Source organism: Thioalkalivibrio sp. ALE16 (genome assembly GCF_000381305.1).
In the GTDB taxonomy this organism is placed as follows: domain Bacteria; phylum Pseudomonadota; class Gammaproteobacteria; order Ectothiorhodospirales; family Ectothiorhodospiraceae; genus Thioalkalivibrio.
In genome coordinates, this window is sequence record NZ_KB906354.1 from 86362 (window position 1) to 112861 (window position 26500).

Annotated in this window: 25 protein-coding genes; 14 read left to right on the plus strand and 11 right to left on the minus strand. The window is 68.1% G+C overall.

Annotated features, from left to right (window positions below; translation table 11 throughout):
- Window positions 1-88: 88 nt before the first annotated feature.
- Together F627_RS0100460 and F627_RS0100465 are read left to right on the plus strand one after the other, a co-directional pair.
- On the plus strand, window positions 89-1429 hold the full coding sequence (locus F627_RS0100460; RefSeq protein WP_018877019.1) for a diguanylate cyclase: 1341 nt from the start codon (window positions 89-91) through the stop codon (window positions 1427-1429).
- Window positions 1426-2253 (plus strand): PhnD/SsuA/transferrin family substrate-binding protein, encoded by an 828-nt coding sequence (locus tag F627_RS0100465; RefSeq protein WP_019582966.1) that lies wholly within the window; start codon window positions 1426-1428, stop codon window positions 2251-2253. Before F627_RS0100460 ends, F627_RS0100465 begins: the two co-directional genes overlap by 4 nt.
- 142 nt (window positions 2254-2395) lie before the next feature.
- Here the strand turns inward: F627_RS0100465 and odhB are convergent, their stop codons facing one another.
- Together odhB and F627_RS0100475 are read right to left on the minus strand one after the other, a co-directional pair.
- The gene (gene odhB / locus F627_RS0100470) at window positions 2396-3745 is read right to left on the minus strand and encodes a 2-oxoglutarate dehydrogenase complex dihydrolipoyllysine-residue succinyltransferase (protein ID WP_019582967.1); all 1350 of its coding nucleotides are present in this window, start codon (window positions 3743-3745) and stop codon (window positions 2396-2398) included.
- Between the two features lie 35 nt (window positions 3746-3780).
- Window positions 3781-6591, minus strand: a complete 2811-nt coding sequence (locus tag F627_RS0100475; RefSeq protein WP_018879298.1) for a 2-oxoglutarate dehydrogenase E1 component — start codon at window positions 6589-6591, stop codon at window positions 3781-3783.
- 181 nt (window positions 6592-6772) lie between these two features.
- Here F627_RS0100475 and uvrD point away from each other — a divergent pair, with 181 nt between their 5' ends.
- Window positions 6773-8980 carry a DNA helicase II gene (gene uvrD, locus F627_RS0100480; RefSeq protein WP_019582968.1) on the plus strand — a complete coding sequence of 736 codons (2208 nt, stop codon included), beginning with the start codon at window positions 6773-6775 and terminating at the stop codon, window positions 8978-8980.
- Between the two features lie 388 nt (window positions 8981-9368).
- Here the strand turns inward: uvrD and F627_RS0100485 are convergent, their stop codons facing one another.
- A complete protein-coding gene (locus F627_RS0100485) occupies window positions 9369-9899 on the minus strand; it encodes a DsrE family protein (RefSeq protein WP_018867929.1) in 531 nt (176 codons plus the stop codon).
- Between the two features lie 160 nt (window positions 9900-10059).
- On the opposite strand from F627_RS0100485, the gene rpsT reads away from it, so the two are divergent.
- The gene (rpsT, locus tag F627_RS0100490) at window positions 10060-10329 is read left to right on the plus strand and encodes a 30S ribosomal protein S20 (protein WP_018880926.1); all 270 of its coding nucleotides are present in this window, start codon (window positions 10060-10062) and stop codon (window positions 10327-10329) included.
- Window positions 10330-10540: 211 nt separating this feature from the next.
- Here rpsT and ggt read toward each other — a convergent pair whose 3' ends face one another.
- Genes ggt through coaD form a run of 3 tightly spaced genes read right to left on the minus strand, consistent with a single transcriptional unit; the run spans window position 10541 to window position 13038 of the window.
- Window positions 10541-12253, minus strand: coding sequence for a gamma-glutamyltransferase (gene ggt, locus F627_RS0100495; protein ID WP_019582969.1), 1713 nt, complete (start codon window positions 12251-12253; stop codon window positions 10541-10543).
- Window positions 12254-12261: 8 nt separating this feature from the next.
- On the minus strand, window positions 12262-12513 hold the full coding sequence (locus tag F627_RS0100500; RefSeq protein ID WP_017942992.1) for a YfhL family 4Fe-4S dicluster ferredoxin: 252 nt from the start codon (window positions 12511-12513) through the stop codon (window positions 12262-12264).
- Window positions 12514-12549: 36 nt separating this feature from the next.
- Window positions 12550-13038, minus strand: coding sequence for a pantetheine-phosphate adenylyltransferase (coaD, locus tag F627_RS0100505; RefSeq protein WP_018867926.1), 489 nt, complete (start codon window positions 13036-13038; stop codon window positions 12550-12552).
- Between the two features lie 92 nt (window positions 13039-13130).
- On the opposite strand from coaD, the gene F627_RS0100510 reads away from it, so the two are divergent.
- On the plus strand, window positions 13131-13355 hold the full coding sequence (locus F627_RS0100510) for a hypothetical protein (protein WP_018877013.1): 225 nt from the start codon (window positions 13131-13133) through the stop codon (window positions 13353-13355).
- Between the two features lie 60 nt (window positions 13356-13415).
- Here the strand turns inward: F627_RS0100510 and F627_RS0100515 are convergent, their stop codons facing one another.
- The 3 genes from F627_RS0100515 to F627_RS0100525 form a co-directional block, all read right to left on the minus strand.
- Window positions 13416-14393 (minus strand): PA2778 family cysteine peptidase, encoded by a 978-nt coding sequence (locus tag F627_RS0100515; RefSeq protein WP_051081472.1) that lies wholly within the window; start codon window positions 14391-14393, stop codon window positions 13416-13418.
- 67 nt (window positions 14394-14460) lie between these two features.
- Entirely contained in the window at window positions 14461-14883 is a 423-nt protein-coding gene (locus F627_RS0100520; RefSeq protein WP_018877011.1) for a PA2779 family protein, read from the minus strand.
- A gap of 101 nt (window positions 14884-14984) precedes the next feature.
- Entirely contained in the window at window positions 14985-15422 is a 438-nt protein-coding gene (locus tag F627_RS0100525) for a hypothetical protein (RefSeq protein ID WP_019582971.1), read from the minus strand.
- Window positions 15423-15576: 154 nt separating this feature from the next.
- Here F627_RS0100525 and F627_RS0100530 point away from each other — a divergent pair, with 154 nt between their 5' ends.
- Window positions 15577-15807 (plus strand): GDCCVxC domain-containing (seleno)protein, encoded by a 231-nt coding sequence (locus F627_RS0100530; RefSeq protein WP_019582972.1) that lies wholly within the window; start codon window positions 15577-15579, stop codon window positions 15805-15807.
- An 18-nt stretch (window positions 15808-15825) separates the two neighbouring features.
- On the opposite strand, the gene F627_RS0100535 is transcribed toward F627_RS0100530, so the two are convergent.
- Complete coding sequence (locus F627_RS0100535; RefSeq protein WP_018867920.1) at window positions 15826-17091, minus strand: 6-phosphofructokinase; 1266 nt, start codon at window positions 17089-17091, stop codon at window positions 15826-15828.
- A gap of 219 nt (window positions 17092-17310) precedes the next feature.
- Here F627_RS0100535 and F627_RS0100540 point away from each other — a divergent pair, with 219 nt between their 5' ends.
- From F627_RS0100540 to chrA, 3 genes are all read left to right on the plus strand, one after another.
- Entirely contained in the window at window positions 17311-18324 is a 1014-nt protein-coding gene (locus tag F627_RS0100540; RefSeq protein ID WP_019558360.1) for a class 1 fructose-bisphosphatase, read from the plus strand.
- Between the two features lie 158 nt (window positions 18325-18482).
- On the plus strand, window positions 18483-19454 hold the full coding sequence (locus F627_RS0100545) for a chromate resistance protein ChrB domain-containing protein (RefSeq protein WP_019582973.1): 972 nt from the start codon (window positions 18483-18485) through the stop codon (window positions 19452-19454).
- Window positions 19451-20803, plus strand: coding sequence for a chromate efflux transporter (gene chrA / locus F627_RS0100550; protein WP_019582974.1), 1353 nt, complete (start codon window positions 19451-19453; stop codon window positions 20801-20803). The genes F627_RS0100545 and chrA overlap by 4 nt, the downstream gene beginning before the upstream one ends.
- 15 nt (window positions 20804-20818) lie before the next feature.
- On the opposite strand, the gene F627_RS0100555 is transcribed toward chrA, so the two are convergent.
- Window positions 20819-21814: a 2-hydroxyacid dehydrogenase gene (locus F627_RS0100555; RefSeq protein ID WP_019582975.1), complete on the minus strand. Its 996-nt coding sequence runs from the start codon at window positions 21812-21814 to the stop codon at window positions 20819-20821.
- A 150-nt stretch (window positions 21815-21964) separates the two neighbouring features.
- On the opposite strand from F627_RS0100555, the gene F627_RS0100560 reads away from it, so the two are divergent.
- The 5 genes from F627_RS0100560 to F627_RS0100580 are packed head-to-tail and all read left to right on the plus strand — an operon-like array spanning window position 21965 to window position 26492.
- On the plus strand, window positions 21965-23077 hold the full coding sequence (locus F627_RS0100560) for a sulfite reductase subunit A (protein ID WP_019582976.1): 1113 nt from the start codon (window positions 21965-21967) through the stop codon (window positions 23075-23077).
- Window positions 23074-23547: a cyclic nucleotide-binding domain-containing protein gene (locus tag F627_RS0100565; RefSeq protein ID WP_019582977.1), complete on the plus strand. Its 474-nt coding sequence runs from the start codon at window positions 23074-23076 to the stop codon at window positions 23545-23547. Before F627_RS0100560 ends, F627_RS0100565 begins: the two co-directional genes overlap by 4 nt.
- Window positions 23537-24412, plus strand: coding sequence for an FAD/NAD(P)-binding protein (locus tag F627_RS0100570; RefSeq protein ID WP_019582978.1), 876 nt, complete (start codon window positions 23537-23539; stop codon window positions 24410-24412). Before F627_RS0100565 ends, F627_RS0100570 begins: the two co-directional genes overlap by 11 nt.
- Window positions 24409-25197: an oxidoreductase gene (locus F627_RS0100575; RefSeq protein WP_019582979.1), complete on the plus strand. Its 789-nt coding sequence runs from the start codon at window positions 24409-24411 to the stop codon at window positions 25195-25197. The genes F627_RS0100570 and F627_RS0100575 overlap by 4 nt, the downstream gene beginning before the upstream one ends.
- A complete protein-coding gene (locus F627_RS0100580; protein WP_019582980.1) occupies window positions 25194-26492 on the plus strand; it encodes a Ni/Fe hydrogenase subunit alpha in 1299 nt (432 codons plus the stop codon). Before F627_RS0100575 ends, F627_RS0100580 begins: the two co-directional genes overlap by 4 nt.
- The last annotated feature ends 8 nt before the right edge of the window (window positions 26493-26500 follow it).

Below are 26500 nucleotides of genomic sequence, written 5' to 3' on the forward strand. Positions count from 1 at the left end.
TGTTTGTTCCCGGCGGGATGCCTTTTTAAGCTACAGACTCCCCGCAAGGACGCCGGGGCGCCCCCAGTCCATCGAACAAGAGGACCGCATGGCCCGCAGGCGCCGCCTTTTCCGACTCGGGATTCGCCAGAAGGTGGTGCTGGTCCTGCTGACCGTGCTGCTGACCGCGCTTTCGATCAGCGGCTATCTGGTCCTGCGCGATGTCGAGCAGAACGTCCTCAGCGAAACCGATCGCCGCGGCGGCGAGACCGCCGACTCCCTGGCCCGGTCGCTTTCCTTCAGCGTGGTGGGCTACGACTACCACACCATCCAGTTGCTGCTGGACCAGTTCGTCGAATCGGGCGGCGTGGTGCATGCGCGCGTCTTCAGCGATCGCGGCAACACCATGGCGGAGGCGCAGCATCCCGAACGCATGGAGCTCGAACGCGTGGCGTTCGACCGACCCATCGAACTGGACGGACGAGCCGTCGGGCACCTCGAGATCGAACTCAGCATCGAGCCCATCCTGGCCCAGCTGGAACAGCAAAAGGCCTCCCTGATCCGCCGCGAGGTGGCCGTGATCGCGCTGATCGCGCTGGGCGAGTTCGCCGCCCTGTCCTGGATCATCATCGCCCCGCTGACCCGCGTGTCGCGCGCCCTGGAGTCGAACGTCGACCGCAACGGCGTGATCGTGCGTGACATCGAGGTGCACTCCAATGACGAGATCGGGGACCTGGCGGCCCGGTTCAACCAGATGCGCGCCCAACTCAACGCCGCCAACGAACAACTGCGGGGGCGGGTGGAGTCGGCCGACCGTGAACTGCGGGAGGCCTACGAACGGCTGATCCAGCAGCAAAAGGAGCTGGAATCCTCCAATGCCGAGCTGGAGGCCTTGACCCGCACGGATCCGCTGACCGGCCTGGGCAACCGCCGGGCCTTCCAGGAGGCGATGGAACAGGACATCGCCCTGTTCCGCCGCCACGGCGATCCGGCCAGTCTGCTCATCCTGGACCTGGATAACTTCAAGGCCATTAACGACACCTGGGGCCATGACACCGGGGATCGCATCCTCAAGGCGTTCGCCGGGCTCATTCGCGAGCAGTGCCGGGATACCGACACCACATGCCGCATGGGCGGCGAGGAATTCGCCGTGTTCCTGCGCCGCTGCGATGCGCGTGGCGCGCAACGGACCGCGGAGAAGCTGCGGCGCACCGTCGAGGCGATGGAAGTGCCCACGGAGGATGGTGGCCAGCAGTTGCATGTGACCGTCAGTATCGGCATCGCGACGCTCTCGCTGGAGGAGGGTGTCACCTCCTCCAGAGCCCTTTGCCGCGCGGCCGATCAGGCGATGTACTCCAGCAAGCGGCGCGGACGCAACCGCGTGACCAACTACACCACACTGATCCATGAAGACCCGCTGTCAGTCAACTTCGAGGGAGACGAGTCATGAACAAACGGTTCCAGGGAATGCTGCTCGGCGGTCTGCTGGCACTGACCGCATCCGCGGGCGCCGCGGACGCAAATGAACCACTGGTGTTCGGGTCGGTGGCCATGGACATCCCGGCGCAGATGATGGCGCGCCTGGAGCCGTTCACCGAATATCTGGCGGAAACCCTGGAGCGGGACGTGACCCTGCGCCTGTCGTCCAGCATGCCCGACGCGATCCGCGAGATCGCGGAGGGGCGTTCGGACATCGCCTACCTCACCCCGGTCGCGTATATCCGGGCGAATCAGCGCGGGGACGCCGTACCCCTGGCGCGCACCATCACCAAGGGCGAGGACAGTTTCCGCCTGATGATCGTGGTCGCGGAGGACAGCCCCTTGCAGACCCCCGAGGAACTGGCCGGCAAGCGTTTCGCCTTCGGCGACGAGGCCGCCCTGCTGCAGCGGGCCGCGGTGGTCGACTCCGGGGTTGAACTCAGCGAACTCGGGGAGTACCACTTCCTCGGGCATTACGACAACATTGTGCGCGGGGTCATCAGTGGCGATTTCGATGCCGGCATCCTGAAGGACACCGCCGCCTACCGCTGGGAAGGCGAAGGTATTCGCATCCTGCACGCCTCGCCCTATCTGCCACCGTACGTCATTGCCGCCCGCGCCGGGCTGGACCCGGACCTGCGGGAGCGCATCCGCGACACCCTGCTGGCGGCGAACCCGGACGACCCGGCCTCGGGCCCGGCGCTGCGCGCGCTGGACGAGAACTACAACGGCTTCGCCCCGGTTCGCGATGCCGACTACGATGTGGTGCGCGAACTGATCGCGCCGTTCGACTGACGGCGGACCTTCGTCACCTTCGGTCCCCGCAACTGTAGGAGGCCAGCCCTCTGGCCGATGGGGCTCTGGCGAATGGGGCGTCGGGCAGGCCCCTGTCGGCCAGAGGGCTGGCCTCCTACGGGGAGCGGTCCGGCGCCCGGGGTCAGACGTCGAGGAGCAGGCGCGCCGGGTCCTCGATGGCGTCCTTGATGGCGACCAGGAACTGCACCGCATCGGCGCCATCCACCAGACGGTGATCGTAGGATAGCGCTACGTACATCATCGGCCGGATCACCACCTCGCCGTCCACCGCAACGGGGCGCTCCTTGATCGCGTGCATGCCCAGGATCGCGCTTTGCGGCGGGTTCAGGATGGGCGTCGAGAACAGCGAGCCAAACACACCGCCGTTGGTGATGGTGAAGGTGCCCCCGCGCAGCTCGTCGATATCCAGCTTGCCGTCGCGGGCGCGCTCGGCGAAATCGCGGATGCGCCGCTCGATATCGGCGATGGAGGCGTTGCCGGTGTCGCGCAGCACCGGTACCACCAGCCCGCGCGGTGACGACACCGCGATCCCGATGTCGCTGTAGTGATGGTAGACAATCTCCTCGCCGTCCAGCGCCGCGTTGATTACCGGGAAGCGCTCCAGCGCCCGCGTGGCCGCGGCCACGAACAGGCCCATGAAGCCGAGCTTGATGGAATGGCGCTTCTCGAAGGTCTCCTTGTAGCGCCCGCGCAGGGCCATCGCGGCGGACATGTCGATCTCGTTGAAGGTGGTCAGCATCGCGGTGGATTGCTTGGCCTCCAGCAGGCGCTCGGCGATGCGCGCACGCAGCCGCGTCATGGGCACGCGCTCGATGCGTTCGGCACGGTCCGTCGGTTCGGTCGGGCGTTGCGCCGTGCGGGCGGCCGAACCGGCGTCTTCCGCCTGCGCACCCCTACGGGTCCCGGAACCCGCGGCCCGCTGGTCACGAACGCGCTCCACATCCTCGCGCTGGATGCGCCCATCTTCCCCAGTGCCCTCGACCTCCCCGGCACTGAGCCCGGCCTCCTGCAACAAGCGCCGAACGGAGGGAGAGGGCGGCGGCGCACTGCCGGCATCATCCGCGCCCGTACCGGACGCTGCGGACTCGGCAGCGGGCTGCGCGTCATCGCCTTTCCCTCCAGCGTCGGCGGTCGCCGCGGAGCCGGCGGGCTCTGGAGAATCTGCGGACTTCGCCGGTGCCGGTTCGTCACTGGCTTCGTCTTCCGTGTCTGCCGGCGCAGACTCGGCCGAGCCGATATAGCCCAGCACGGCATCGGCCTTGACCACGTCGCCCTCGCTGGCGGACAGCTCCACCAGGGTGCCGGGGCCAGGCGCCGACACCTCGAGGACCACCTTGTCGGTCTCCAGCTCGGCAATGAGTTCATCGCGCTTCACGGGGTCCCCGGCCTTTTTGTGCAGGGCGATTACGGTCGCGTCGGCGACCGATTCGGGGAGTTCCGGGACCTGGATCGGGGTGCGATCGGTTGCCATCTCGCTTCCTTGTGCTGTACGTCAGTTTCGAAGATTCAGGGCGTCGGGTGCGGCGTGTCCCGCGAGCTGATGGGCCCGAACGCACGTTCGAGCAGATCCTTCAGCTGGGCCTTGTGCACCTCGGGGTAGCCGACGGCAGGGGCCGCGGCCGGGGGTCGCGCCACCGCGTGCAGGGTCTGGCCGCGTACCGCCAGCAGCGGGTTGATGCGCGGCGCGACGAACTCCAGATACCCCTGGTTCTCCGGTTCGTCCTGGACCCAGACGAACTCGTCCGCCTCCGGGTAGCGGCCCAGCAGCTCGGTCAGGCGTGCCTCGGGGAAGGGGTAGCACTGTTCCAGGCGCAGGATGGCCGTGTCCGCGTGCTCGCCCTCGGCCTGGCGGGCGGCCAGGTCGTAGAAGATGCGGCCGCTGGTGAGCAGGACGCGCTTCACCCGGTTCGGGTCGTCAATGCCGGCGTCGTCGATGACCGTCTGGTACTGGCCGCTGGCCAGGGCATCGAGGTCGGAGACCGCGTCCTTGTGTCGCAGCAGGCTCTTCGGCGTCATCACGATGAGCGGCTTGCGGTAGGGGCGCAGCATCTGGCGGCGCAGCAGGTGGAACATCTGCGCTGGCGTGGTCGGCACGCAGACCTGCATATTCTCCTGCGCCGCGAGCTGCAGGAAGCGTTCGGGGCGCGCCGAGGAATGCTCCGGGCCCTGGCCCTCGTAGCCATGCGGCAGCAGCAGGGTCAGACCGGACAGGCGGCCCCATTTCTGCTCCCCGGAGGAGATGAACTGGTCGATTACCACCTGGGCGCCGTTCACGAAGTCGCCGAACTGCGCCTCCCAGATCACCAGGGCCTCCGGGGCGGCGGTGGCGTAGCCATATTCGAAGGCCAGCACGCCCTCCTCGGAGAGCAGCGAGTCGATTACCAGGAAGCGCGGATGGTCCGGGTCCAGACGCCGCAGCGGCACGATGGCCTTCCCGGTCTCCTGGTCGTGCAGCACCGCATGGCGGTGGAAGAAGGTGCCCCGGCTGGAGTCCTGTCCGGAAAGGCGGATGCGGTAGCCATCCTGGATCAGCGCCCCATAGGCCAGGGTCTCGGCCGCGCCCCAGTCCAGCGGCTGTTCGCCCCGCGCCATGGCGACGCGGGCCTCCAGGATCTTCTGCACGCGGTCGTTCGGGCGAAAGCCCTCCGGCGGCGTGGACAGCTGCTCCAGGGTGCGCGCCAGACGCTCGGCGGGCGCACCGGTCTCCACGTCCTGGTCCCAGGTCTGGTTCACGTAGGGGCCCCAGTTGGTCGAAGACCCGGTATGCCCATTGCGCTCGCGCAGCAGCGACAGCGCCACCGGCTGTCCGGCATCCAGCCGGCCGCGGTAGTCCTCCAGGGCCTGATCCTGGGCCTCTTCGGTGGTCAGGCCGTCGCGGATCAGGCGCGTGGCGTAGCGCTCGCGGGTGGTCGGCAGCTCGCGGATGCGGTGGTACATGCGCGGCTGAGTGGCGGCCGGTTCGTCGGCTTCGTTGTGCCCCTGGCGGCGATAGCAGACCAGGTCGATCACCACGTCCTTGCCGAAGCGCATGCGGTAGTCCAGCGCGATCTGGGTGACAAACACCACGGCCTCGGGGTCGTCGCCGTTTACGTGCAGGATGGGCGCATTCACCATCTTGGCCACATCGGTCGCGTAATGGGTCGAACGTGCGTCTTTCAGGGTCGATGTCGTGAACCCGATCTGGTTGTTCACCACCACGTGCACGGTGCCCTTGGTGGAGAACCCCCGGGTCTGGGACATGTTCAAGGTCTCCATGACCACGCCCTGCCCGGCGAACGCGGCATCGCCATGGATCACCACCGGCATCACGCGGTTGCCCTTGCGATCGCCAACGCGGACCTGGCGCGCGCGCACTGAGCCCTCGACTACCGGGGTGACGATCTCCAGATGCGACGGATTGAAGGCGAGCGCCAGGTGAACCGGCCCGCCCGGCGTATCCAGATCCGACGAGAATCCCATGTGGTACTTCACGTCCCCAGTACCGCGATCGTCACGCGGCCGGCCCTCGAATTCGTTGGCCAGTTCCTCCGGCGACTTGCCGAACAGGTTGACCAGCACGTTCAGGCGCCCGCGATGGGCCATGCCGACCACGAGTTCGTGCAGCCCGCGCGCGCCGCCACGCTGGACCAGGGCATTCAGCAGCGGGATCAGGCTCTCCGCGCCCTCCAGCGAGAAACGCTTCTGTCCGACATAGCGCCGGTGCAGGTAGCGCTCCAGGCCCTCGGCCGCGGTGAGACGCTCGAGGATGGCCAGGCGCGTCTCGTCGTCGAAGCCGAACCGGCCATGCGCGGACTCCAGGCGTTCCTGCAGCCAGCGCTTCTCGTCGGTGGCCATCAGGTGCATGTATTCCGCGCCGATACTGGCGCAGTAGGTCTCCTTCAGGACCCGCTCGATGGTATCGAGCGAGACGCGCCCCTCGATAAACAGGGAACCCGGATCGAAGGTGATGTCCGGGCCGACCTGGTCCAGCCCGTGATGCTCGCGGCTCAGCTCGCGCGGCGGCTCGGGGGACTCGCGTTCCAGCGGGTCGAGGCGGGCGCCGAAGTGCCCGAGATAGCGGTAGGCGTTGATGAACTGCAGCACCCGGATCTGCAGTTGTTCGTGCGCCAGGTCCGGACGGTCGGTCGAACGCCGGCGGCGTTCCGGCCGCGACACACCTTCCAGCGAGCGAAAATAGTCGGCCCAGGCGGGCGGGACCGAATCGGGGTCCTCGCGGTAGCGCTCCAGCAGACCCTCGGCAAAGGCCAGATTGTCGGGGTGCAGTTCCTGGCCGGAGACGGGGCTGTCCAGCCGGTGCCGGGATGGCATCTCGTTCATTCGCGGTCTTCCCATTCCTGATGCGACTACCCTTGTGACTCCGTCGGCGTGCGAGGTTCCTTGCAGGCACCCTGGCGCTTCGACGTGGGCTGACTTCGAGAGTAGCGCGTTTGCCCGGCCGAAGGCACACGGCCCGCATGCGGAACGTGCGATTCCGGCCGGGTTTCCCTACCATTCGCGCATGGATGTCTCCCCCCTGCTTGATTCCCTGAACCCGGCCCAGCGCGAGGCCGTGGCCGCCCCGCCGCAGCCGCTGTTGGTGCTGGCCGGCGCCGGCTCCGGCAAGACCCGCGTGTTGGTGCACCGCATCGCCTGGCTGATCGGCGTGGAGGGCGTGGCCCCGCACAGCCTGCTGGCGGTCACCTTCACCAACAAGGCGGCGGCCGAGATGCGCGGGCGCATCGAGGCGCTGCTGGGCCACCCGGCCACGGGGCTGTGGGTCGGCACCTTCCACGGCCTGGCGCACCGGCTGCTGCGCCAGCACTGGCAGGAGGCGAAACTGCCGCAGGGCTTCCAGATCCTCGACTCCGACGATCAGCTGCGCATGGTCAAGCGCGTGCTGCGCGGCCTGGAACTGGACGAGGCGCGCTGGCCGCCGAAGCAGGCGCAGTGGTACATCAACGCGCGCAAGGACGAGGGCTCGCGCCCGGAACACCTGCCGGATACCGGCGACCCCGTCGCGCGCCAGTGGGTGCGCGTCTACACCACCTACCAGCAGGCCTGCGAGCGCGCCGGGGTGGTGGACTTCGCCGAGCTGATGCTGCGCTCGCTGGAGCTGCTGCGCGACAACAAGGCGCTGCTGGAGCACTACCGCACGCGCTTTCGCCATGTGCTGGTCGACGAGTTCCAGGACACCAACGACATCCAGTACGCCTGGCTGCGCCTGCTGGCCGGCGACAGCCCGGTGTTCGCGGTGGGCGACGACGACCAGTCCATCTATGGCTGGCGCGGCGCGAAGATCGAGAACATCCAGCACTTCCAGCAGGACTACCCGGGCACCCAGGTCGTGCGCCTGGAGCAGAACTACCGTTCCAGCGCCAACATCCTGAACGCGGCCAACGCCTTGATTCGGCGCAACTCCGGCCGCCTCGGCAAGGAGCTGTGGACCGAGGACAAGGAGGGCGCGCCGGTGCGCCTGTACACCGCGCTGAACGAGCAGGAAGAGGCGCGCTTTATCGCCGAGACCATCGCCCGCCACGTGGACGAGGGCGGGCTGTACCGCGAGTGCGCCGTGCTCTACCGCTCCAACGCCCAGTCGCGCGTGCTGGAAGAGACCTTCATCGGCCGGCGCATGCCCTACCGCGTCTACGGCGGCCTGCGCTTCTTCGAGCGCCAGGAGATCCGCGACGCCCTGGCCTACCTGCGCCTGGCCGGCAACGGCGATGACGACGCCGCCTTCCTGCGCGTGGTCAACCAGCCGCCGCGCGGGATCGGCGAAAAGACCCTGGAGGGCCTGCGCCAGGCGGCCCAGGCGGCGGACACCAGCCTGCTTCAGGCGGCGGCCCACGCGGTGGATGCCGACGCCCTGCCCGGGCGTGCGCGCAACGCGGTCGCCGGCTTCGTGCAGCTGGTCCGCGATCTGCAGCAGGAGCTCCCGCGCCAGCCGCTGGCGGACCAGGTGGAGCAGGCGATCGAACGCGCCCAGCTGCGCGAGCACTACAAGAAGGAAAAGGGCGAGCGCGGCGAGGCGCGTCTCGAGAACCTGGACGAACTGGTGGGCGCGGCGCGCGCCTTCGACATGGAATCCACCGCCGAGAGCGAGGAAGGCGAGGGCAATCCGCTGACCGAATTCCTCGCCCACGCGGCGCTGGAGGCCGGCGAGGGCGCGGCCGACCCGCACGAGGACGCGGTGCAGATGATGACCCTGCACTCCGCCAAGGGCCTGGAGTTCCCGCTGGTGTTCCTGACCGGCATGGAGGAGGGCCTGTTCCCCAACGCGCGCTCGCTGGAGGAGCCGGGCCGGCTGGAGGAGGAGCGCCGCCTGGCCTACGTCGGTATGACCCGCGCCGAGAAGGAGCTGTACCTGATCCACGCCGAGACCCGTCGGTTGTACGGGCGCGAGTCCTACAACGTCGCCTCGCGCTTCATCAACGAGATCCCGGAGGACGCGCTGGAGGTGCTGCGCCCGCAGGCCTCGCCCTACGGCGCCGGACGCTTTGCGGCGGCCCGGCAGAAGACGGCGGGCTTTGGGTCCATGGATGCACAGGCCGCCGAGGCCTCCGCGGCGGGCCTGGCCATCGGCGCCCGTGTGCATCACGCGAAGTTCGGCGAGGGCCTGGTCACCCAGTTCGAGGGCTCCGGCAACTCGGCGCGGGTACAGGTGAACTTCGCCCACGCCGGCTCCAAGTGGCTGGTGCTCAGCTTCGCCAAACTGGAGGTTCTGGGTTAGGCGGAATGCCGCTTATTTCACCACGGAGAACACAGAGGCCACGGAGAAGGGCCAGGGCGATTTACAGGAAGGTGGGGAGACAGGAAGAGAAGGGCTGGATTAATAGGGCTGGCATTGTGAGCGTAGGCGGCAATCTTTTCGTTAACACTGGCGGGACTCCCAACCCGATCGCCACGTCGCTTCGCTTCTCGCGATGACGTACTCAATAGCGACACGATGCGATTCGCTGCGCTCGCCACATCCTGCCCCTCTTCGCGGGGTTTCTCCGTGTCCTCTGTGCCCTCTGTGGTGCAAACGCCCTTGATCCCCTTCGTATCTTCGTGCGCTTCGTGGTGACACAAAAAAGCCCCGCCGAGGCGGGGCTTGTGAGCATCAAGCCGAACGGCGATCACTCGATCTTGATGTAGGCGAAGCCTTCCTCGTTCTGCAGTTCGGCCACGCGCACCACGCCCGAGGGGACGAAATTCACGTGGTCGTAGATCAGATCCTCGTCGAGGCCGATCTGCGAGCGGGTGATCTCGCACAGTTCCAGCTTCACGCCATGGGTGCTTGCGAGGCTCATCAGGCGGCCGCGCAGGGTCTCGCGCTCTTCCTTCAGCTCCTCGTCGGCCTCGAACGGCGTATCGGCGAGATTGTCGTCGGTCAGGAAGCGGATGCCGTGGGCCACGAACACGATGCGCACGTCGGCGTCGATGAACTCGTTCTGGTAGTGCGTCATCATGTTATTGATGCTGGTCAGCATCGCGGAGAAGCGGCGCGGGTCGGCGAAGTCGGCGTGATAGACCACCTTGGCCTCCGGCTCGAAGGCCTTGGCATGGGGCATGAAGGCCAGGCTCGCGACCAGCAGGGTGGCCAGCAGGAGGGCCATGCCCGCGGCGGTTGCCGAGGTGGTTTGAAGGGTCCGGGGAAAGCGGTTCATCGTGGTCTCCTTTGTATGGTGTTGTTTCTTTCTAGAGTAGACGCCCCGGAACCCCTCTGTCATTCCCGCCACGCCCTGCTCCCGGTTGACGCCCAGCCGGCCCGGCGGTATGCTCTGCCGCCTTTTCCAGAACCTAGCGATTCAACGCGAGGGAAGTACTTTGGCGAATATTGCTTCTGCCCGTAAGCGGGCCCGTCAGGCGGTCAAGAACCGCGCCCACAACATGGCGCTGCGCTCCCGTTTCCGTACGGCCATGAAGGCCGTGCTGAAGCCGCTGCACAAGGGCGATGCCCAGGCTGCCGCCGAGGCCTACAAGTCGGCCGTGCCGGTGATCGACAAGACCGTGAGCAAGGGCCTGATCCACAAGAACAAGGCGGCGCGTCACAAGAGCCGTCTGAACGCCCGCATCCGCGACCTGGCCCAGGGCTAAGCCCCCGGCCATCTGGCCGGCCTCGCGCCGGCCGCGGATAGCTGAATCGCGAAGCCGCGCCCCGCAAACGGGCGCGGCTTTTTGCGTGGGTGGCATTCGGCGCGCCCCTGAACGTATTCGTCGCCGCTATCCCCCGTCATCGCGAGTCGCACAGCGACGTGGCGAGCTCTCGGGGTACCCCGCGACCGCCGCGTTCCTTCCACAATGAGGGTTACCGGGGCTGAAAGACGCGCGCCTCGCCCTCACCGCGCGGGTCGGAGGCGGCCTCCAGACGGTCGGCCTCGGGCTCCCACAGGATGGCGTGCATGTCGCCGAACGGGCGGACCTGAGGCACCAGCTGGTGCCCGCGCGCGACCAGCTGGCCGCGCAACTCGGCATCAAAGGCGCCGGTCTCGTGCTCGACCCGGTCCGGCAGGTACTGGTGGTGATAGCGCGGAGCCGCCACCACATCCTCGATGGACTGTCCCTCGAGCACCCCGAGGATGCCGTGCAGCACCATGGTGATGATACGGCTGCCCCCGGGCGTCCCCAGGATCGCCACCCGCTCGCCGGTGTCGACGAAGGTCGGGCTCATGCTCGACAGCGGCCGGCGCTGCGGCGCGATGGCGTTGGCCTCGAAGCCGACCAGGCCGTAGGCGTTGGGTTCGCCCGGTTTCGCCGAGAAGTCGTCCATCTCGTTGTTCAGGAGCACACCGGTGCCGGGCACCACATAGCCGGCGCCGAAGGGGTAGTTGAGGGTCAGGGTGGCCGCGACGCGGTTGCCCTCGGCATCGATCACGGAGAAATGCGTCGTCTGGCGGCTCTCGGTGGCGGCGGCCTCCGGGTGGTCGGCCTTCGGATCCACCGACAGCGGCAGGTAGCGGCTGGGGGTGGCCGTGTCCGGATGGATGGTGGCGCGCAGCCCGGCGGCGTAGTCGCGCGACAGCAGCCGCTCCAGCGGCATCTCGACGTGATCCGGATCGCCCAGGTACTCGGCGCGGTCGCGGTACGCGCGGCGCATGGCCTCGATGGTCAGATGGGCGCGCATGTCCGGCGCCAGTGCCTCGAGGTCATAGAATGAAAGGATGTTCAGGATCTGCCCCAGTGCCACCCCCCCGGAGGATGGCGGGGATGCCGTGGTGATCTCGGCCCCGCGGTAGTCGAGTCGGATCGGGTCGCGCTCGACCACCGCGTAACCGGCGAGGTCGTCCAGCGTCCAGATCCCGCCCGCCTCGCGCACCCCCGCGACCAGCTGCTCGGCCAGTTCGCCGGTATAGAACCCGTCGCGGCCGGCGTCCGCCAGGCGCCGCAGGGTTGCGGCCAGATCCGGCTGGCGCAGGGGCGTCCCTTCGTCCGGCAGCTGGCCGTCGTCCAGGTAGATGCCGCGCGCGTCTGCCCCGTCGCGCAGGGCCTGGTGGCGGAACCCCGCCATCTGCCGATAGCGACCGCTGACGGGGACACCGTCTTCGGCCAGACGGATCGCCGGGGCCAGGCTGTCCGCCAGCGACAGACGCCCGTAGTTCCGCGCGAGGTGATCGAGGCCGGCCGGCATGCCGGGGATGCCCGCCGCCAGCACGCCGTCCAGCGACAGTCCGTCGACCACCTCGCCTTCCGCATCCAGGTACATGTCGCGATGCGCCGCGGCCGGGGCGGTCTCGCGGGCGTCGACCATCACGCTGCGGTTCGAGTCGGCCTCGTACAGCAGGAAGAACCCGCCGCCCCCGAGGCCGGAGCCATAGGGTTCGGCCACGCCCAGCGCGGCGGTGATGGCCACGGCGGCGTCGAAGGCATTGCCGCCGTCGCGCAGCACGGCCTCGCCGGCCTCGGTGGCCGCGGGGTGGGCAGTGGCCACCGCATGCTGCCCGGGCCCGGCCCAGGCCAGCGGGGCGGCCAGTGCCAGGGTGACAAGGACGGCGCCGCGCTGGAGGGGTCGATGCCAGTCCACGAGGTTGCCTACTTCGCGGCCATCAGGGCTTCATACTTGGCCTGGAGCTGTTCTCGGGTCTCCTTGTGATCCGGGTCCAGCGGGATGCAGTCGACCGGGCAGACATCCTGGCACTGCGGCTCGTCGAAGTGCCCAACACATTCCGTGCACAGATTGGGGTCGATCTCGTAGATCTCGTCACCCGGGTAGATGGCCTCGTTCGGGCACTCGGGCTCGCAGACATCGCAGTTGATGCATTCGTCGGTGATCATCAGGGCCATGGGCCAATCCTCGTATCCAGTCGCAGGGCCCGGCCGCTAGCGCTCCAGGCCGTTTTGTTCGGCCAGCATGCGCGCCACGCCGGGGCTCACGAATTTTGAGACGTCGCCGCCCAGACGGGCGATTTCCCGTACCAGACTCGAGGAGACGAAGCTGTATTCCTCGGCCGGTGTCAGGAACAGGGTTTCGACCTCCGGCGCCAGCTGGCGGTTCATCGCCGCCAGCTGGAATTCGTGTTCGAAGTCGGACACCGCCCGCAAACCGCGCAGGATCACGTTGGCGCGCTGGGCGTGGACAAAATGCGCCAGCAGTACGTTGAACCCCTGCACCTCGACGCCGGGGATCTCGCCCACGGCCTCGCGGGCCAGGGCCACACGCGTCTCCAGCGGGAAGGCCGGGCCCTTGTTGGGATTGGCGGCCACCGCGATCACTACGCGATCGAACAGGCGGGCGGCCCGGCGCACGATATCGGTGTGACCATGCGTGATGGGATCGAAGGTGCCGGGGTAGATAGCGGTAACGGACATGGGCGAAAGGCCGGCCGGGAAAGCCCCCATTAGACCCCAAGCACCGCAAGCAGACAAAATGCGCCCGCCGCACCGCAACCAGGGAATGCCCCATGAGTGACGACTACCGCCCTCCGCTTGCCGACTACTGGGATCAGCTCGAGTCCCGCTACGGTGGCGGCTTCAATTTTCACCAGATCTCGCGCGACGAACTGGCGCAACTGGTGGAACACCTGCGCCACGCCGTGAAGGAAGACCCGCAGGTCACGGACGTCGAGAAACAGAACCTGGGCCTGGTCCTCAAGCACGCTGAACAGACGCTCGAGAAGCGCAAGTAGGCGCGCCGCACACGCCCCGGCCGGAGAGGACCGGCGTGCGCCGCGCAAGCGTGCACCCGCCTAATCGCGCTCCGGTAAAGCCGCGGAGTCCATCGTCGCGGCACAAGGCGGCAGGGCGCGGCATTCGGCCCCAGTGTCCGGCGCATCCGCCGCCGCACCGAGGGTGCGAGCGTAGCTGCCCGGCCCCGCCAGACCGGCCGCGCAGCTTGCCGCCTCGCGCGCCTGCTCACCGCACTCGCGGGCGATCAGTACATGCGCCAGGTTGTTCCACCCTTCGTGACGCGCCGGATCACGCTCCACGAGGTTCCGCAGGGCGTCCTCGGCCGTGGTCAGGTCGCCCTGGGCAAACGCCACGTTGGCCCGGCCCACATAGGGGATGGCCTCGTCGGGCCAGCGCTCCATCGCCGTTTCATAGCCAGTGGCGGCCGCCGCGAGGCGTCCGGTCTGCTCCAGCTCGTTGACCGCTCGCAGCCAGCGCAGGGGCGTGGCCGTTGCCGGCAGGGTGTCCGGTGCCATCACCAAGAAGGCCCAGCGTTCCCCGCGGGCCCAGGTCCGCTCGAAGCGGGCAAACGAGTTCACATGGCGCTGGATGGGGCCGCTGCGCAGGAAGATCTCGCGATCTTCCAGGTCATAGCCGATCACCACCGCGAAGTGCCATTCCGGGATCAGGGCCACGCCGAGGTTTTGGAACACCACCACCGGGTTGCCGGCGGCCACTTCGCGCAGGACGGTTTCCAGTTGCGGCTCGATGCGGTAGGCGACCTGGTCGCGGGCCCGCACCGCCGCGCGCATCTCGGCCTGGAGACTGCCCTCGCGGCCGGGGAGGTAGACCTCCTCGATCAGGTCGTCCAGCGCGGCGTCGATGCCGCGGGCGTTCAGGGCCGTGGCCAGGGCGGCGGGGCCGCACTGGTATTGCTCCTGCGGGAAGAAGGGCGTGTCCGTCAGTTCCACGCGGGTCGGCAGGTCGGCCGGGCGCTCGCTCGCCAGGCTCGCGCTCTGCGGCGCGGTGGCGCAACCGCCCAGGGCGAATGCGCCCATCACCAGGCCGAACACAAGAACGGCGAGCCCGGAGGCTCGCCGTCGGTTCCACGATGCCATGACCGCGTCAGCGGTTGGCGCGCGCCGGACCCACGAACGAGAAGATGTCGGTCACGCCGACCGCATCGAGGATCACGAACACCACGAACACGATGGCGACCACACCGAGGGCGCTGGCGGCACCGGCCGGGTCGGTTTCCATGTGCGCTTCCAGGCGGGCGAGTTCCTCGTCGGTCAGACGCGCCACGCGCTGCTCGGCCCGTTCGGGGTCGACCCCCATCTCGATCAACTGGGCACGAACATCGGCGTCATTGAGCTGTTCCAGCAACTGGGCGCGGGTGTCGTCGGCGCTGGCCTGCTGGATCATGCTGCCGGTATCGAGCATGCCCACGCCGGCGAAGGCCGGGGTGGCGGGCAGCAGGGTCAGAGTCAGCGCGACCAGAAAGGCCGCGGGGGCGGACAGGACTTGGCGAAACGAAGGGACGCGCATGGACAGACTCCTTGAGAGGGGTGGATGACAGTACCGAGTTTAGCGTGCCGGGGCCCAAAGCGACCGGCCGCGAAGAAAATTCGCGGCCGGTATCACACCTGTCAGCTCTCCTCGGGGGCGTCGACCACGTTGATCTCGTATTCCAGGACCTCGACCCCGCGCGCCCAGGCGCCGCCGCAGACGGAGTTGTCGCGGGTCCGGTTCTCGGTGGCCCCCGGTGCCAACGTGCGCCACAGGCGGGTGGTCGTGCGCACGTCGTCTTCCAGTTCGCCCGGGCAGTTGTAGGCGGTCTTGGTGACGCGCACCTCCAGCCAGTCGTCGGTGTTGTTGGTCGCCCGCCATTGGCCGCGCACGTTGGCACAGCCGTACTCGCGCATGCGGTATTCGAAGGTGACCTCGTCCGGCGAGCCATCGGCCGGCGCGAAATAGGCGCCCTGCGCGGCGACCTGGCCTGGCGCCAGGAATGCGGCGGCCAGGACGCTGGCGGCTGACAGGGCAAGCGTGCGGTTCAGGATTCGCGTGTACATCGTTTCCTCCATCCGGTATCCGGTGTTGGCGCCCGTCTTGCGCGGGCTTGCAGTGCTGTAGACTCCGGAACCGCCCGTTTTGTGCCGATCCCGGTCGTCCGGCGGGGTTTTTCGTATGACCGCCCGGACCTTGCACCCTATCTTCGCAAACCGACCTGAAACGCATATGAACGAGATCAGCCCCGACTCGACCCTGACCTGCCCGGAGTGCGGCCATCAGAAGACCGAGACGATGCCCACCGATGCCTGCCAGTGGTTCTATGAGTGCACCGGCTACGGTGCCCTGCTGAGGCCGTTGCCGGGGGATTGCTGCGTCTTCTGTTCCTACGGGTCCGTGCCCTGTCCGCCGATCCAGCAGGAGGGCCCCGGTGCTTGCTGTACCCCCGGGAGGCCTTAGGGTCCGTAGTCCGCGTATCTACTCGGTCTTCACGTCGAATGGCGGGCAGCGTTTTGGCAACAGCTCGCCGCGGATGCGCGGGTAGCAGGGCAGGCCCCGTTCGAATGGCGGGGCATCCTCGCCCTGTATCAGCGGGCGCAGGTAGTCGCGCGCGGCCTGGGTGATGCCGTAGCCATCCGGGGTGATGTAGTTGCGCGGCATGCCCTGCTCGATGTCCGCGACGGTCTCCAGCGGGGTAAAGCCGATGCTCCAGCGGTACGGCTGGTTGGAGTCCCGGCGAATGATCGGCATGAAGGCGTCCTCGCTGGCCACCACCCCCTCCACCGCCGCGCGCCCGCAGGCATAGGCCTGCTCAACGTCCACCTTCGATGCGATATGGCGCGAGGCGCGCTGGATATAGTCCACCACGGCCCAGTGCAGCTTGTGGCCGGTCTTCTCGCGGATCAGTTCGGCCAGGCGCGGGGCGGCACCGCCGAGTTGGGTATAGGCGTACACGTCGTGACTCTGCGCGACCGAGAACAACTCCCCGTCCGGGTTCTTGATGCCCTCGGAGACGACCACCACGCAGTAGCCGTGGCGCTCGATGGTGCGGTTCAGGTGCTCCAGAAAGTCGTCCTGGTCGAACGGGACCTCGGCGAACAGGATCAGCATCGGCGGCTGACCGTCGAACTCCTGCGCCAGCGCCGCGGCGGCCGCCAGCCAGCCGGCATGCCGACCCATCACCTCCATCACGAACACCTTGGTGGAACTGGTGTGCATGGACTCGACGTCCAGGCTGGCCTCGCGCACTGCCGTGGCGATGAACTTGGCGGCCGAGCCGAACCCCGGGCTGGAGTCGGTTACGGCAAGGTCGTTGTCGATCGTCTTCGGCACGCCGATCGCCTTGATCGGAAAGCCCATGCGCTCGCCCATCTTTGCGATCTTCAAGGCGGTATCCATGGAGCCGCCACCGCCGTTGTAGAAGAAGGTGCCGATGTCATGGGCGCGGAAGACCTCGACCAGGCGCTCGTATTGTTGCGGGTCCTTGTCGGGGTCACCCAGATCGAAGCGGCAGGAACCGAACGCACCGCCCGGCGTATGGCGCAGGGCGGCGAGGGTCAGCGGGTCCTCCTGGTCGAGGTCGATGATCTCTTCGCGCAGCACACCCAGGATGCCGTCGCGCGCCGCATAGATCTTGCCGAAATGGGCCGGGTGGGCGCGCACCGCCTCGATCACCCCCCAGGCGCTGGCGTTGATGACGGCAGTGACTCCGCCCGACTGGGCGTACAGCGCGTTCTGCGGCATGCGAATCCTCCATTTCCTGTTGGTTCCCGAAGGCCGAGCAAACACAGTGCCAGGCCGATCACGCCACGATCCGTACCGTGGATCGGCCACTCCGGGTGCTTTTGCTACACTATGCCGCCTTTGACACCCGGCGCGCCGGGGCCGTTCGCCCCGCGACGGGGCTGCTGTGCCCCATTTCGCGCCGTGTCGCCCGATTCACAACAGCATCAGGATTGCATCATGCATATCGGTACCACTCTGACCAACTGCATCATCGAAACCCAGCGCGGCATCCAGGGCGCGACCGGCGAATTCACCGGTCTGCTGAACGACATCTCCGTGGCGTGCAAGAAGATCTCCGACCTCGTTGACAAGGGTGATCTGGTCGGCGTGCTCGGCTCCGCCGGCTCCGAGAACGTGCAGGGCGAGACGCAGAAGAAGCTCGACATCATCACCAACGAGGTGTTCATCGAGAGCCTGAGCCACAATGGCCACGCCGCTGGCCTGGCCTCCGAGGAGATGGACGAGATCTGCGAGATGCCGGCCAACGAGCCGCGCGGCCACTACCTGGTGCTGTTCGATCCGCTGGACGGTTCCTCGAACATCGATGTGAACGTTTCGGTCGGCACGATCTTCTCCATCCTGAAGGCCCCGGAGGGCGTCACCGATCCCAAGACCGAGGACTTCCTGCAGCCGGGCACCAAGCAGGTCGCCGCCGGCTACTGCCTGTACGGCCCGTCCACCATGATGGTGATGACCACCGGCCAGGGCGTGAAGATGTTTACCCTGGACAAGGACTTCGGTGAATTCCTGCTGACCAAGGACAGCGTGCAGATCCCGGAAGACACCCAGGAGTTCGCGATCAACATGTCCAACAGCCGATTCTGGGAGGCCCCGGTCAAGCGCTACATCGACGAATGCCTGGCCGGCAAGGAAGGCGCCCGCGGCAAGGACTTCAACATGCGCTGGGTGGCCTCCATGGTGGCCGAGGTGCATCGCATCCTGTCGCGTGGCGGGGTGTTCCTGTACCCGATGGACACGAAGATGCAGGCCAAGGGCACGGCCGGCAAGCTGCGCCTGATGTACGAGGCCAACCCGATGAGCTTCATCATCGAGCAGGCCGGCGGCGCCGCCACCACCGGCCGCGAGCGCATCATGGACATCAGCCCCGAAGGCATCCACCAGCGCGTACCGGTGGTCCTGGGCGCGAAGAACGAAGTGGAGCGCATCACCGGCTACCACAACGAGGGCTGATCCCTACGCCCTTTGCAGTCAGTTAGACGCTGGCGCGAGCGCGGACGCGCGATCAAGTCAGCGCCTTCCAAGAGGCCCGGCCCCGCAAGGCGCCGGGCTTTCTTGTGCCCGGAAGCCATTGGTTGTAACGGACGTTACGTTACTGCTATACCTGTAACATGGATTTTCCGGATACCGACTGGCAACTACTCATCCTCGCCTTTCAGAGCGGGCAGGACTCGACCCGGGTCCGGCTCTGGCGCGCGCTGAAGGCGCTGGGCGCCGCCACGCTGCGCGACGGCGTCTACCTGCTGCCCAATCGCCCGGATCTGCGCGACGCTCTGCTGGAACTGGCGGAATCCGCCCGGGCGGCAGGCAACCAGGCCTACCACCTGCCGGTGGCGGCCAGCGCCGAGGAGCAGGCGCACTACCGCAGCCTGTTCGATCGCGAGGCCGAGTACCGTACGCTGCAGACCAGCGCCGAGACCCTGCTGGGCCAGCTGCCCGGACTGGGCGAGGCCGAACTGCTCAAGCGCCTGCGCCAGGTCCACCGCGAGGCGGAGCCGCTGCGCCGCACCGATTACTTCCCGGGCCCCGGACGCGGCCCACTGGAGGCCCAGCTGGCCCGGCTCGAAGCCGCAGCCCAGTCGATGCTCTCGCCGGACGAACCATCGCCCGCGCCGGATTCCGGAATCCCCCGCCTGGACCCGGCGGACTACCGGGGCCGGCTATGGGCCACGCGCGCGGCCATGTGGGTGGACCGGGTCGCCAGTGCCTGGCTGATCCGCGAATTCATCGACCCGGAAGCCCGCTTCGTCTGGATTCCCACCCCGGCCGACTGCCCGACCGAGGCCCTGGGCTTCGACTTCGACGGGGCCGCCTTCACCCACGTTGGCGACCGCGTCACCTTCGAGGTCCTGCTGGCCGCCTTCGGCCTGGAGCGCGACAGCGGTCTGGCCGGACTGGCCGAGATGGTGCACTTCCTGGATGTGGGGGGGCGTCCCATCCCCGAGGCGGCGGGCTTCGAAAGCATCCTGACCGGGGCCAAACAGCAGTGCGCGGACGACGACGCCCTGCTGGCCCGCGTGACCCCGGTGCTGCACGACCTCCGCCAGGCCTATGAACAACAATCCGGACACAACACCGAATGACCGATCCCCGACACTCCGCGACGCAACGACCCGACCCGCCCACTCGGGCCGAGGCCTTTCGCTACTGGCTGAAACTCGGCTTCATCAGCTTTGGCGGTGCCGCCGGGCAGATCGGGATGATGCACGAGGAGCTGGTGGAGCGGCGCCGCTGGGTCTCCGAGAACCGCTTCCTGCATGCGCTGAACTACACGATGGTGCTGCCGGGTCCCGAGGCGCAGCAGCTGGCGACCTATCTCGGCTGGCTGCTGCACGGGACCTTCGGCGGTCTGATGGCCGGGCTGCTGTTCATCCTGCCTTCGCTATTCCTGATCGCCGGGCTTTCATGGGTCTACCTGGCCTTTGGCGATGTGCCGGCGGTGGAGGCGGTGTTCTACGGCATCAAGCCGGCCGTGGTCGCGATCATTGTCTACGCCGGCTGGCGTATCGGCGGACGGGTGCTCAATAACGGCCTGCTGTGGCTAATGGCCATCGCGGCCTTCCTGGCCATCTTCGCCCTCAACGTCCCGTTCCCGTACATCATCATCACGGCGGGGGTCCTCGGCTGGCTGGGCAGCCGCGTCTGGCCGCAGCGCTTCGAGAATGGCGAATCTCACGGGACCGGGGGTGTTGAGTCGCGCGGCCCGGCGGTGGTGGATGACGACACGCCACCCGCCCCCTGGATGCAGTTTCGCTGGTCGCGGGTGATTCGCTTTCTGGTAGTGGGTCTGGGGCTGTGGGCCGCCGTGTTCGGGGCCCTGCTCGCGCTGTTCGGCTGGGACGCCACGTTGACCCGCATGGGGCAATTCTTTACCCAAACGGCACTCGTAACCTTCGGCGGGGCCTACGCGGTCCTGCCCTATGTCTACCAGGGCGGGGTGGAGACCTATGGGTGGCTGAGTCCCGCGCAGATGATCGACGGGATCGCACTGGGGGAGGCCACGCCAGGGCCGCTGATCATGGTGGTCACGTTCGTAGGCTTCATTGGCGGCTGGACCCAGGCCTTCCTGGGACCGGATCAGGTCTTTCTGGCGGCCGTGCTGGGTGCGTTGGTCGCAACCTTCTTCACCTTCCTGCCATCATTCCTGTTCATCCTGGTCGGCGCACCGCTGGTCGAACGCACGCGCGGGGATCTGCACTTCACGGGGCCGCTGACCGGCATCACCGCCGCGGTGGTCGGGGTGATCGTGAACCTCGCGGTCTTCTTCACCTGGCACGTGCTGTGGCCCGACGGCTTTGACGGCGCCTTCGAATGGTTCTCCGCCCTGCTGGGCATCGCCGCCTTCATCGCCCTGGCCCGCTTTCGCGTCGGGATCATCCCGCTGATCCTCGTTTGTGCGGGGCTGGGGGCGGGCTTCCAGCTCGCGTTCTGATCGCGGGGAGATGCCTCAGACGACGCGGCCTTCGGGTTGCGCGTCCGGGTCCTGGTGCAGGGTGGTCAGGTTGGCCACGGTGGTGTCGGCGATGTTGGTCAGCGCCTCGTGGGTCAGGAAGGCCTGGTGGCCGGTGACCAGCACATCGTCGCGCTGCATTAGCCGCGCCAGGCGCCGGTCCGGAAGACCGGCCAGCGACCAGTCGTGGAAGAACAGCCCCGCCTCGGCCTCGTAGACATCCAGCGCAAATCCGCCCAGTTGACCGGAGTCCAGCGCGACCTCGGCGGCATCGGTATCCACCAGCGCCCCGCGCGCCGTATTGATCAGGAAGGCCCCGCGCGGCATCCGCGCGAGCGTGTCGGCATTGATCAGGTGCCGGTTCTCCGGCGTCATCGGGCAGCTCAGGCTCACCACCGAGGACTCCGCCAGCAGCGTATCCAGGTCCCGATACTCCACTCCCGCGGCCTGCAGCTCCGCATTCGGGTACGGGTCGTGCGCGAGCACCCGGCAGCCAAAGCCGAGCATGATCCGCGCGAAGGCCTGGCCGATCCGCCCGGTCCCCACCACCCCCACGGTGCGCCCGACCAGATCGAAGCCCGTCAGGTGGTCGAGTCGGAAATCGCCACGCCGGGTCCGGTCCCAGGCCCGGTGCACCCGGCGGTTCAGCGTCATCAGCAGGGCGACCGCATGCTCCGCGATCGCGTTCGGGGAGTAGGCCGGAACCCGCCCCACGCGCACGCCGCGCTCGCGGGCCCGCGCCACATCCAGATTGTCGTACCCGGAGCAGCGCAGCGCGATCACGTGGATGCCCTGATCCGCCAGCCCGTCAATCACCCGGCGGTGCAGGTCGTCGTTGGTGAATACGCAGACCGCATCCGCACCCCGGGCCAGGTGCACCGTCTCCGCAGTCAGGCGCTCGGCGTACACCACCGGCACCAATTCGGCGGCCACCAGAGCCGGTATCAGGTGCTCGCGATCATGCTGCTGGGTACTGAAGACGGCGACCTTCATCGCATCCCCCGGACAGTGGTTGGGCCAAACTCCAGCATAACCGGGAAAGGTTACCGCCCGGGTGGATCGTGCCCCGTGATTGGCGCACTATGTTTTGACCCGCACGCATCGATTTCGGCGCTGCCTGCGGCGGGCGTCCGGGAGCAACCTATGCATGTGATCGCCCCACAAGCCGTGGATACGCTGATCCGCCTGCTGGCCGGTGATGGCTACGAGGTGGTGGGTCCGACGCGGCGCGACGGGGCGATCGTCTACGACCGCGTGCAAGGCCTGGATGACCTGCCGGCGGGCTGGGGGGACGAGCACGCCCCCGGCCACTACCGCCTGCGCGAGCGTGACGACGCGGCCCTGTTCGGCTATGTGGTCGGGCCGCACTCCTGGAAGAAATACCTGTTTCCCCCGCAGGAGACCCTGTTCCGGCTGACCCGCCAGGCGGACGGCAGCTTCACCACCGAGCCGGGCGAATCCGACGCGTCGCCGCGTGCGTTCATCGGCATGCGTGCCTGCGAGCTGGCGGCGATCGGCGTGCAGGACCGGGTGTTCCTCGGCCAGACGGTGCAGGACCGCGGCTATGCAGCGCGGCGTCGGGACGTGTTCATGGTCGCGGCCCACTGCGCCGAGCCCGGCGCCACGTGCTTCTGCGCCTCGATGGATACCGGACCGCGCGCCCGCGAGGGCTTCGACCTGGCCCTGACCGAGGTGATCGATGCCACGCAGCATTTCCTGGTCATCGAGGCGGGGAGCGAGGCGGGGCGCGCGATGTTCGAGCGGCTGGAGCCGCGCCCGGCCACGGACGCCGAGCAGGCCGCGGCCGAACAGGTGTGGGCCGAGGCCCCGGAAAAGATGGGCCGGGAGATGCCCGGCGACGCGCGCGAGGTGCTGAACCGGGCCTTCGAGCACCCGCGCTGGGAAGAGACCGCCGAGCGCTGCCTGTCCTGTTCCAACTGCACCCTGGTCTGCCCCACCTGTTTCTGTTCCCAGGTCGAGGAGGTGCCCGATCTGGAAGGTCAGCGCACCGAGCGCGTGCGGCGCTGGGACTCCTGCTTCAACCAGGAGCACTCGCACCTGGTCGGCGGGCCGCACCGTGACTCGGTGGCCGCGCGCTACCGCCAGTGGATCACCCACAAGCTCGCCACCTGGCACGACCAGTTCGACACCTCCGGCTGTGTCGGCTGCGGACGCTGCATCACCTGGTGCCCGGTGGGCATCGACATCACCGAGGAGGTGACCGCCGTGCGCCGCGACCCGGAGGGACGGGCATGAACGAGCTGCTGGCGATCCTCGAAGACCAGCCGTTTTTCGCCGACATGGAACCGGAACACCGGCGCCTGCTGGCGGCGTGCGCCGCGAAGTTAAGTTACCCGGCGGACACGCGGCTGATGCGCGACCACGAGCCGACGGAGACCTTCTGGCTGATCCGAGAGGGCCAGGTCGCGCTGGAGAGCCCGCTGCGCGAAGGCTGCGTGACCTTCCAGACCCTGGGGCCCGGCGACATCCTCGGCTGGTCCTGGCTCCTGCCGCCGTACCGTGCCAGTTACGACGCGCGCGCCCTGACCGACCTGCACACCCTGCGCTTCGATGCCGGCGTGCTGCGGGAACACATGGAGGCCGACCCGGCGTTCGGCTACATGCTAATGAAAGATTTCTCCGCGCTGATCGTGCAGCGGCTGCAGGCCGCGCGTTTGCAGGCGCTGGACATCTACAGCCACGGAGGGCCCGGGCATGGCACCTGAGACCCTGCAGCCCCGCGCCGACAGCGCCCTGCCGGAACAGGCGATGGCGCCGCAGCCCTGGCGCATCCATTCGGTGCGCCCGGATGTCGCCAGCAACGAGGTGTTCAGCTGGACGCTGTACCCCGAGCCGGGAGTCGACCCGGGGCCACCGCCGGCGCCCGGGCAGTTCAACATGCTCTACCTGTTCGGCGTGGGCGAGGTGCCGATCTCGGTATCCGCGATTACGGGCGATGGCGGCATCGTGCATACCACGCGCGCGGTGGGCAGCGTGACCCGCACGATGCAGGATCTGGGACCCGGCGCGGTGGTCGGCCTGCGCGGCCCGTTCGGTACCGCCTGGCCGGTGGAGCAGGCCCGAGGCCGCGACCTGGTGCTGGTCGCCGGCGGCATCGGTCTGGCCCCGCTGCGTCCGGTGATCCATGCGGCGCTGGAACGGCGCGACGACTTTGGCCATGTGGTGATCTGTTACGGCGCCCGCTCGCCCGGTGACATGATCTTTCGTGACGAGCTGGAGGCCTGGGGCGCGCGCGACGACATCGATCTGCGCATCACCGTGGATCGTGGCACGGCCGCCTGGCGCGGCGATGTCGGCGTGGTCACCCAGCTGGTCGATCGTGGCGGCTTCGACCGGCGCAACACACTGGCGATGACCTGCGGCCCGGAGGTGATGATGCGCTTCACCGCGTCCTCGCTGGAGCGCCGTGGCCTGAAGCCGGAAGACATCTACGTCTCCATGGAGCGCAACATGCGCTGCGCGGTGGGCTTTTGCGGGCACTGCCAGATCGGCGCGCATTTCGTCTGCCGCGACGGGCCCGTGTTTCCCTACCCGGTGATGGAACCGGCCTTCCGGATACGCGAACTATGAGTGCCGAACGTCCGACCCTTGCCGTATTCAAGTTCGCCTCCTGCGACGGCTGCCAGCTCTCGCTGCTGGACTGCGAGGACGAGCTGCTGGCGGTGACCGACCGGATCCGGATCGCGCACTTCCCCGAGGCCACCCGGACACGCATCGACGGGCCCTGGGACCTGACGCTGGTGGAGGGCTCGATCACCACGCCGGAGGCGGCCGAAGAGATCCGCGAGATCCGCCGCGCGTCGAAGTTCCTGGTGACCATCGGCGCCTGCGCCACCGCCGGCGGCATTCAGGCCCTACGCAACTTCGCCGATGTCGAGGAATTCACCCGCCAGGTCTACGCCCACCCGGAGTACATCTCGACCCTGGCCACCTCGGATGCGATCAGCCAGCACGTGCCGGTGGACTTCGAGCTGCGCGGCTGCCCGATCGACAAGTACCAGCTGCTGGAGGTCATCAGCGCCTTCCTCTACGGCCGCCGCCCGCAGGTCTCCAGCGCCAGCGTCTGCGAGGAGTGCAAGCGGGCGGGACAGGTCTGCGTGATGGTCGCCCACGGCGCGCCCTGCCTGGGCCCGGTCACCCATGCCGGCTGCGGCGCGCTGTGCCCCGGCTGCCACCGCGGCTGCTACGGCTGCTTCGGCCCCAAGGAGACGCCCAACACGCCCGGTCTGTCCGGGCAGCTGGAGGCCCTCGGCATGGAGCGCGCCACCCGCGTGCGCTTCTACCGCACCTTCAACGCCGGCGCCGACGCCTTCCGCGAGGAGGGCGAGCGCGAAGAATCAGGAAACGGACCATGAGCGAGACCCGCACCATCGAAGTCGACTACCTCGCGCGCGTGGAGGGCGAGGGCGCGATGTACGTGCGCACCGAGGGCGACCGCGTGGAGGAGGTAAAGCTGTCGATTTTCGAGGCCCCGCGCTTCTTCGAGGGCTTCCTGCGCGGGCGCGACTTCCGCGAGGCACCCGACATCACCGCGCGCATCTGCGGCATCTGCCCGATCGCCTACCAGCTGGGCGCCTCGCTGGCGATGGAGGACGTCTGCGGCGTGACCGTGGACGGCGTGCTGCAGGACCTGCGCCGGCTGGCCTACTGCGGCGAATGGATCGAGAGCCACGCCCTGCACGTGTTCATGCTCCACCTGCCGGACTTCCTCGGCTATCCCGACGCGGTCACCGCCGCGAAGGACCACCCGGACATGGTGCGCAACGGCCTGCGCATCAAGAAGATCGGCAACGCCATCCTGCGCCTTTTGGGCGGGCGCGAGATCCACCCGGTCAACCTGCGCGTCGGCGGCTTCTACCGCACGCCGACGCCCGACGAGGTCGCCGGCCTGCGGGAGGACCTGGCCTGGGGCCTGGAGGCGTCCTGCGAGGTGGCCGAGTTCCTCTCCACCCTCGACTACCCGAACCTGGAACGCGACTACGAGTTCGTGTCGCTGGTGCACCCGGACGAATACCCCATCACCCATGGCCGCCTCGGCTCCGCCAGCGGCCTGGACGCCGCCATCCGCGACTACGACGACGTCTTCACCGAGGAGCACGTGGCCCACTCCAACGCCCTGCACAGCCACCGCTCCGACAGCGGCGAACCGGTGTTCATGGGCCCGCTGGCGCGCTTCGCCCTGAACCGCGAACGTCTCACCCCGCGCGCCGCCGAACTGGCCGAGCGCGCCGGGCTGGGCGCGGCCTGCCGCAACCCGTTCCGCAGCATCCAGGTGCGCATGATCGAGATCGTGCTCGCCTTCGAGGAGGCCCTGCGCCTGGTCGACGGCTACCGGGACGCGCCGGCCGAACCCGCGCTGCCGGTCACCCCGCGCGCCGGCACCGGCTTCGGCGCCACCGAGGCTCCGCGCGGCATCTGCTACCACCGCTACAGCATCGACGACGCGGGCGTTATCACCGACGCCAAGATCGTCCCGCCCACCTCGGTCAACCAGCCCACCATCGAGGCCGACCTGCGCGAACTGGTGCAGAGCCACCTTCACCTGCCGGACGACGAACTGCGCCACCACTGCGAGGTCGCCATCCGCAACTACGACCCCTGCATCTCCTGCGCCACCCACTTCCTCGACCTCACCGTCGACCGCCAGTGAGCGCCACT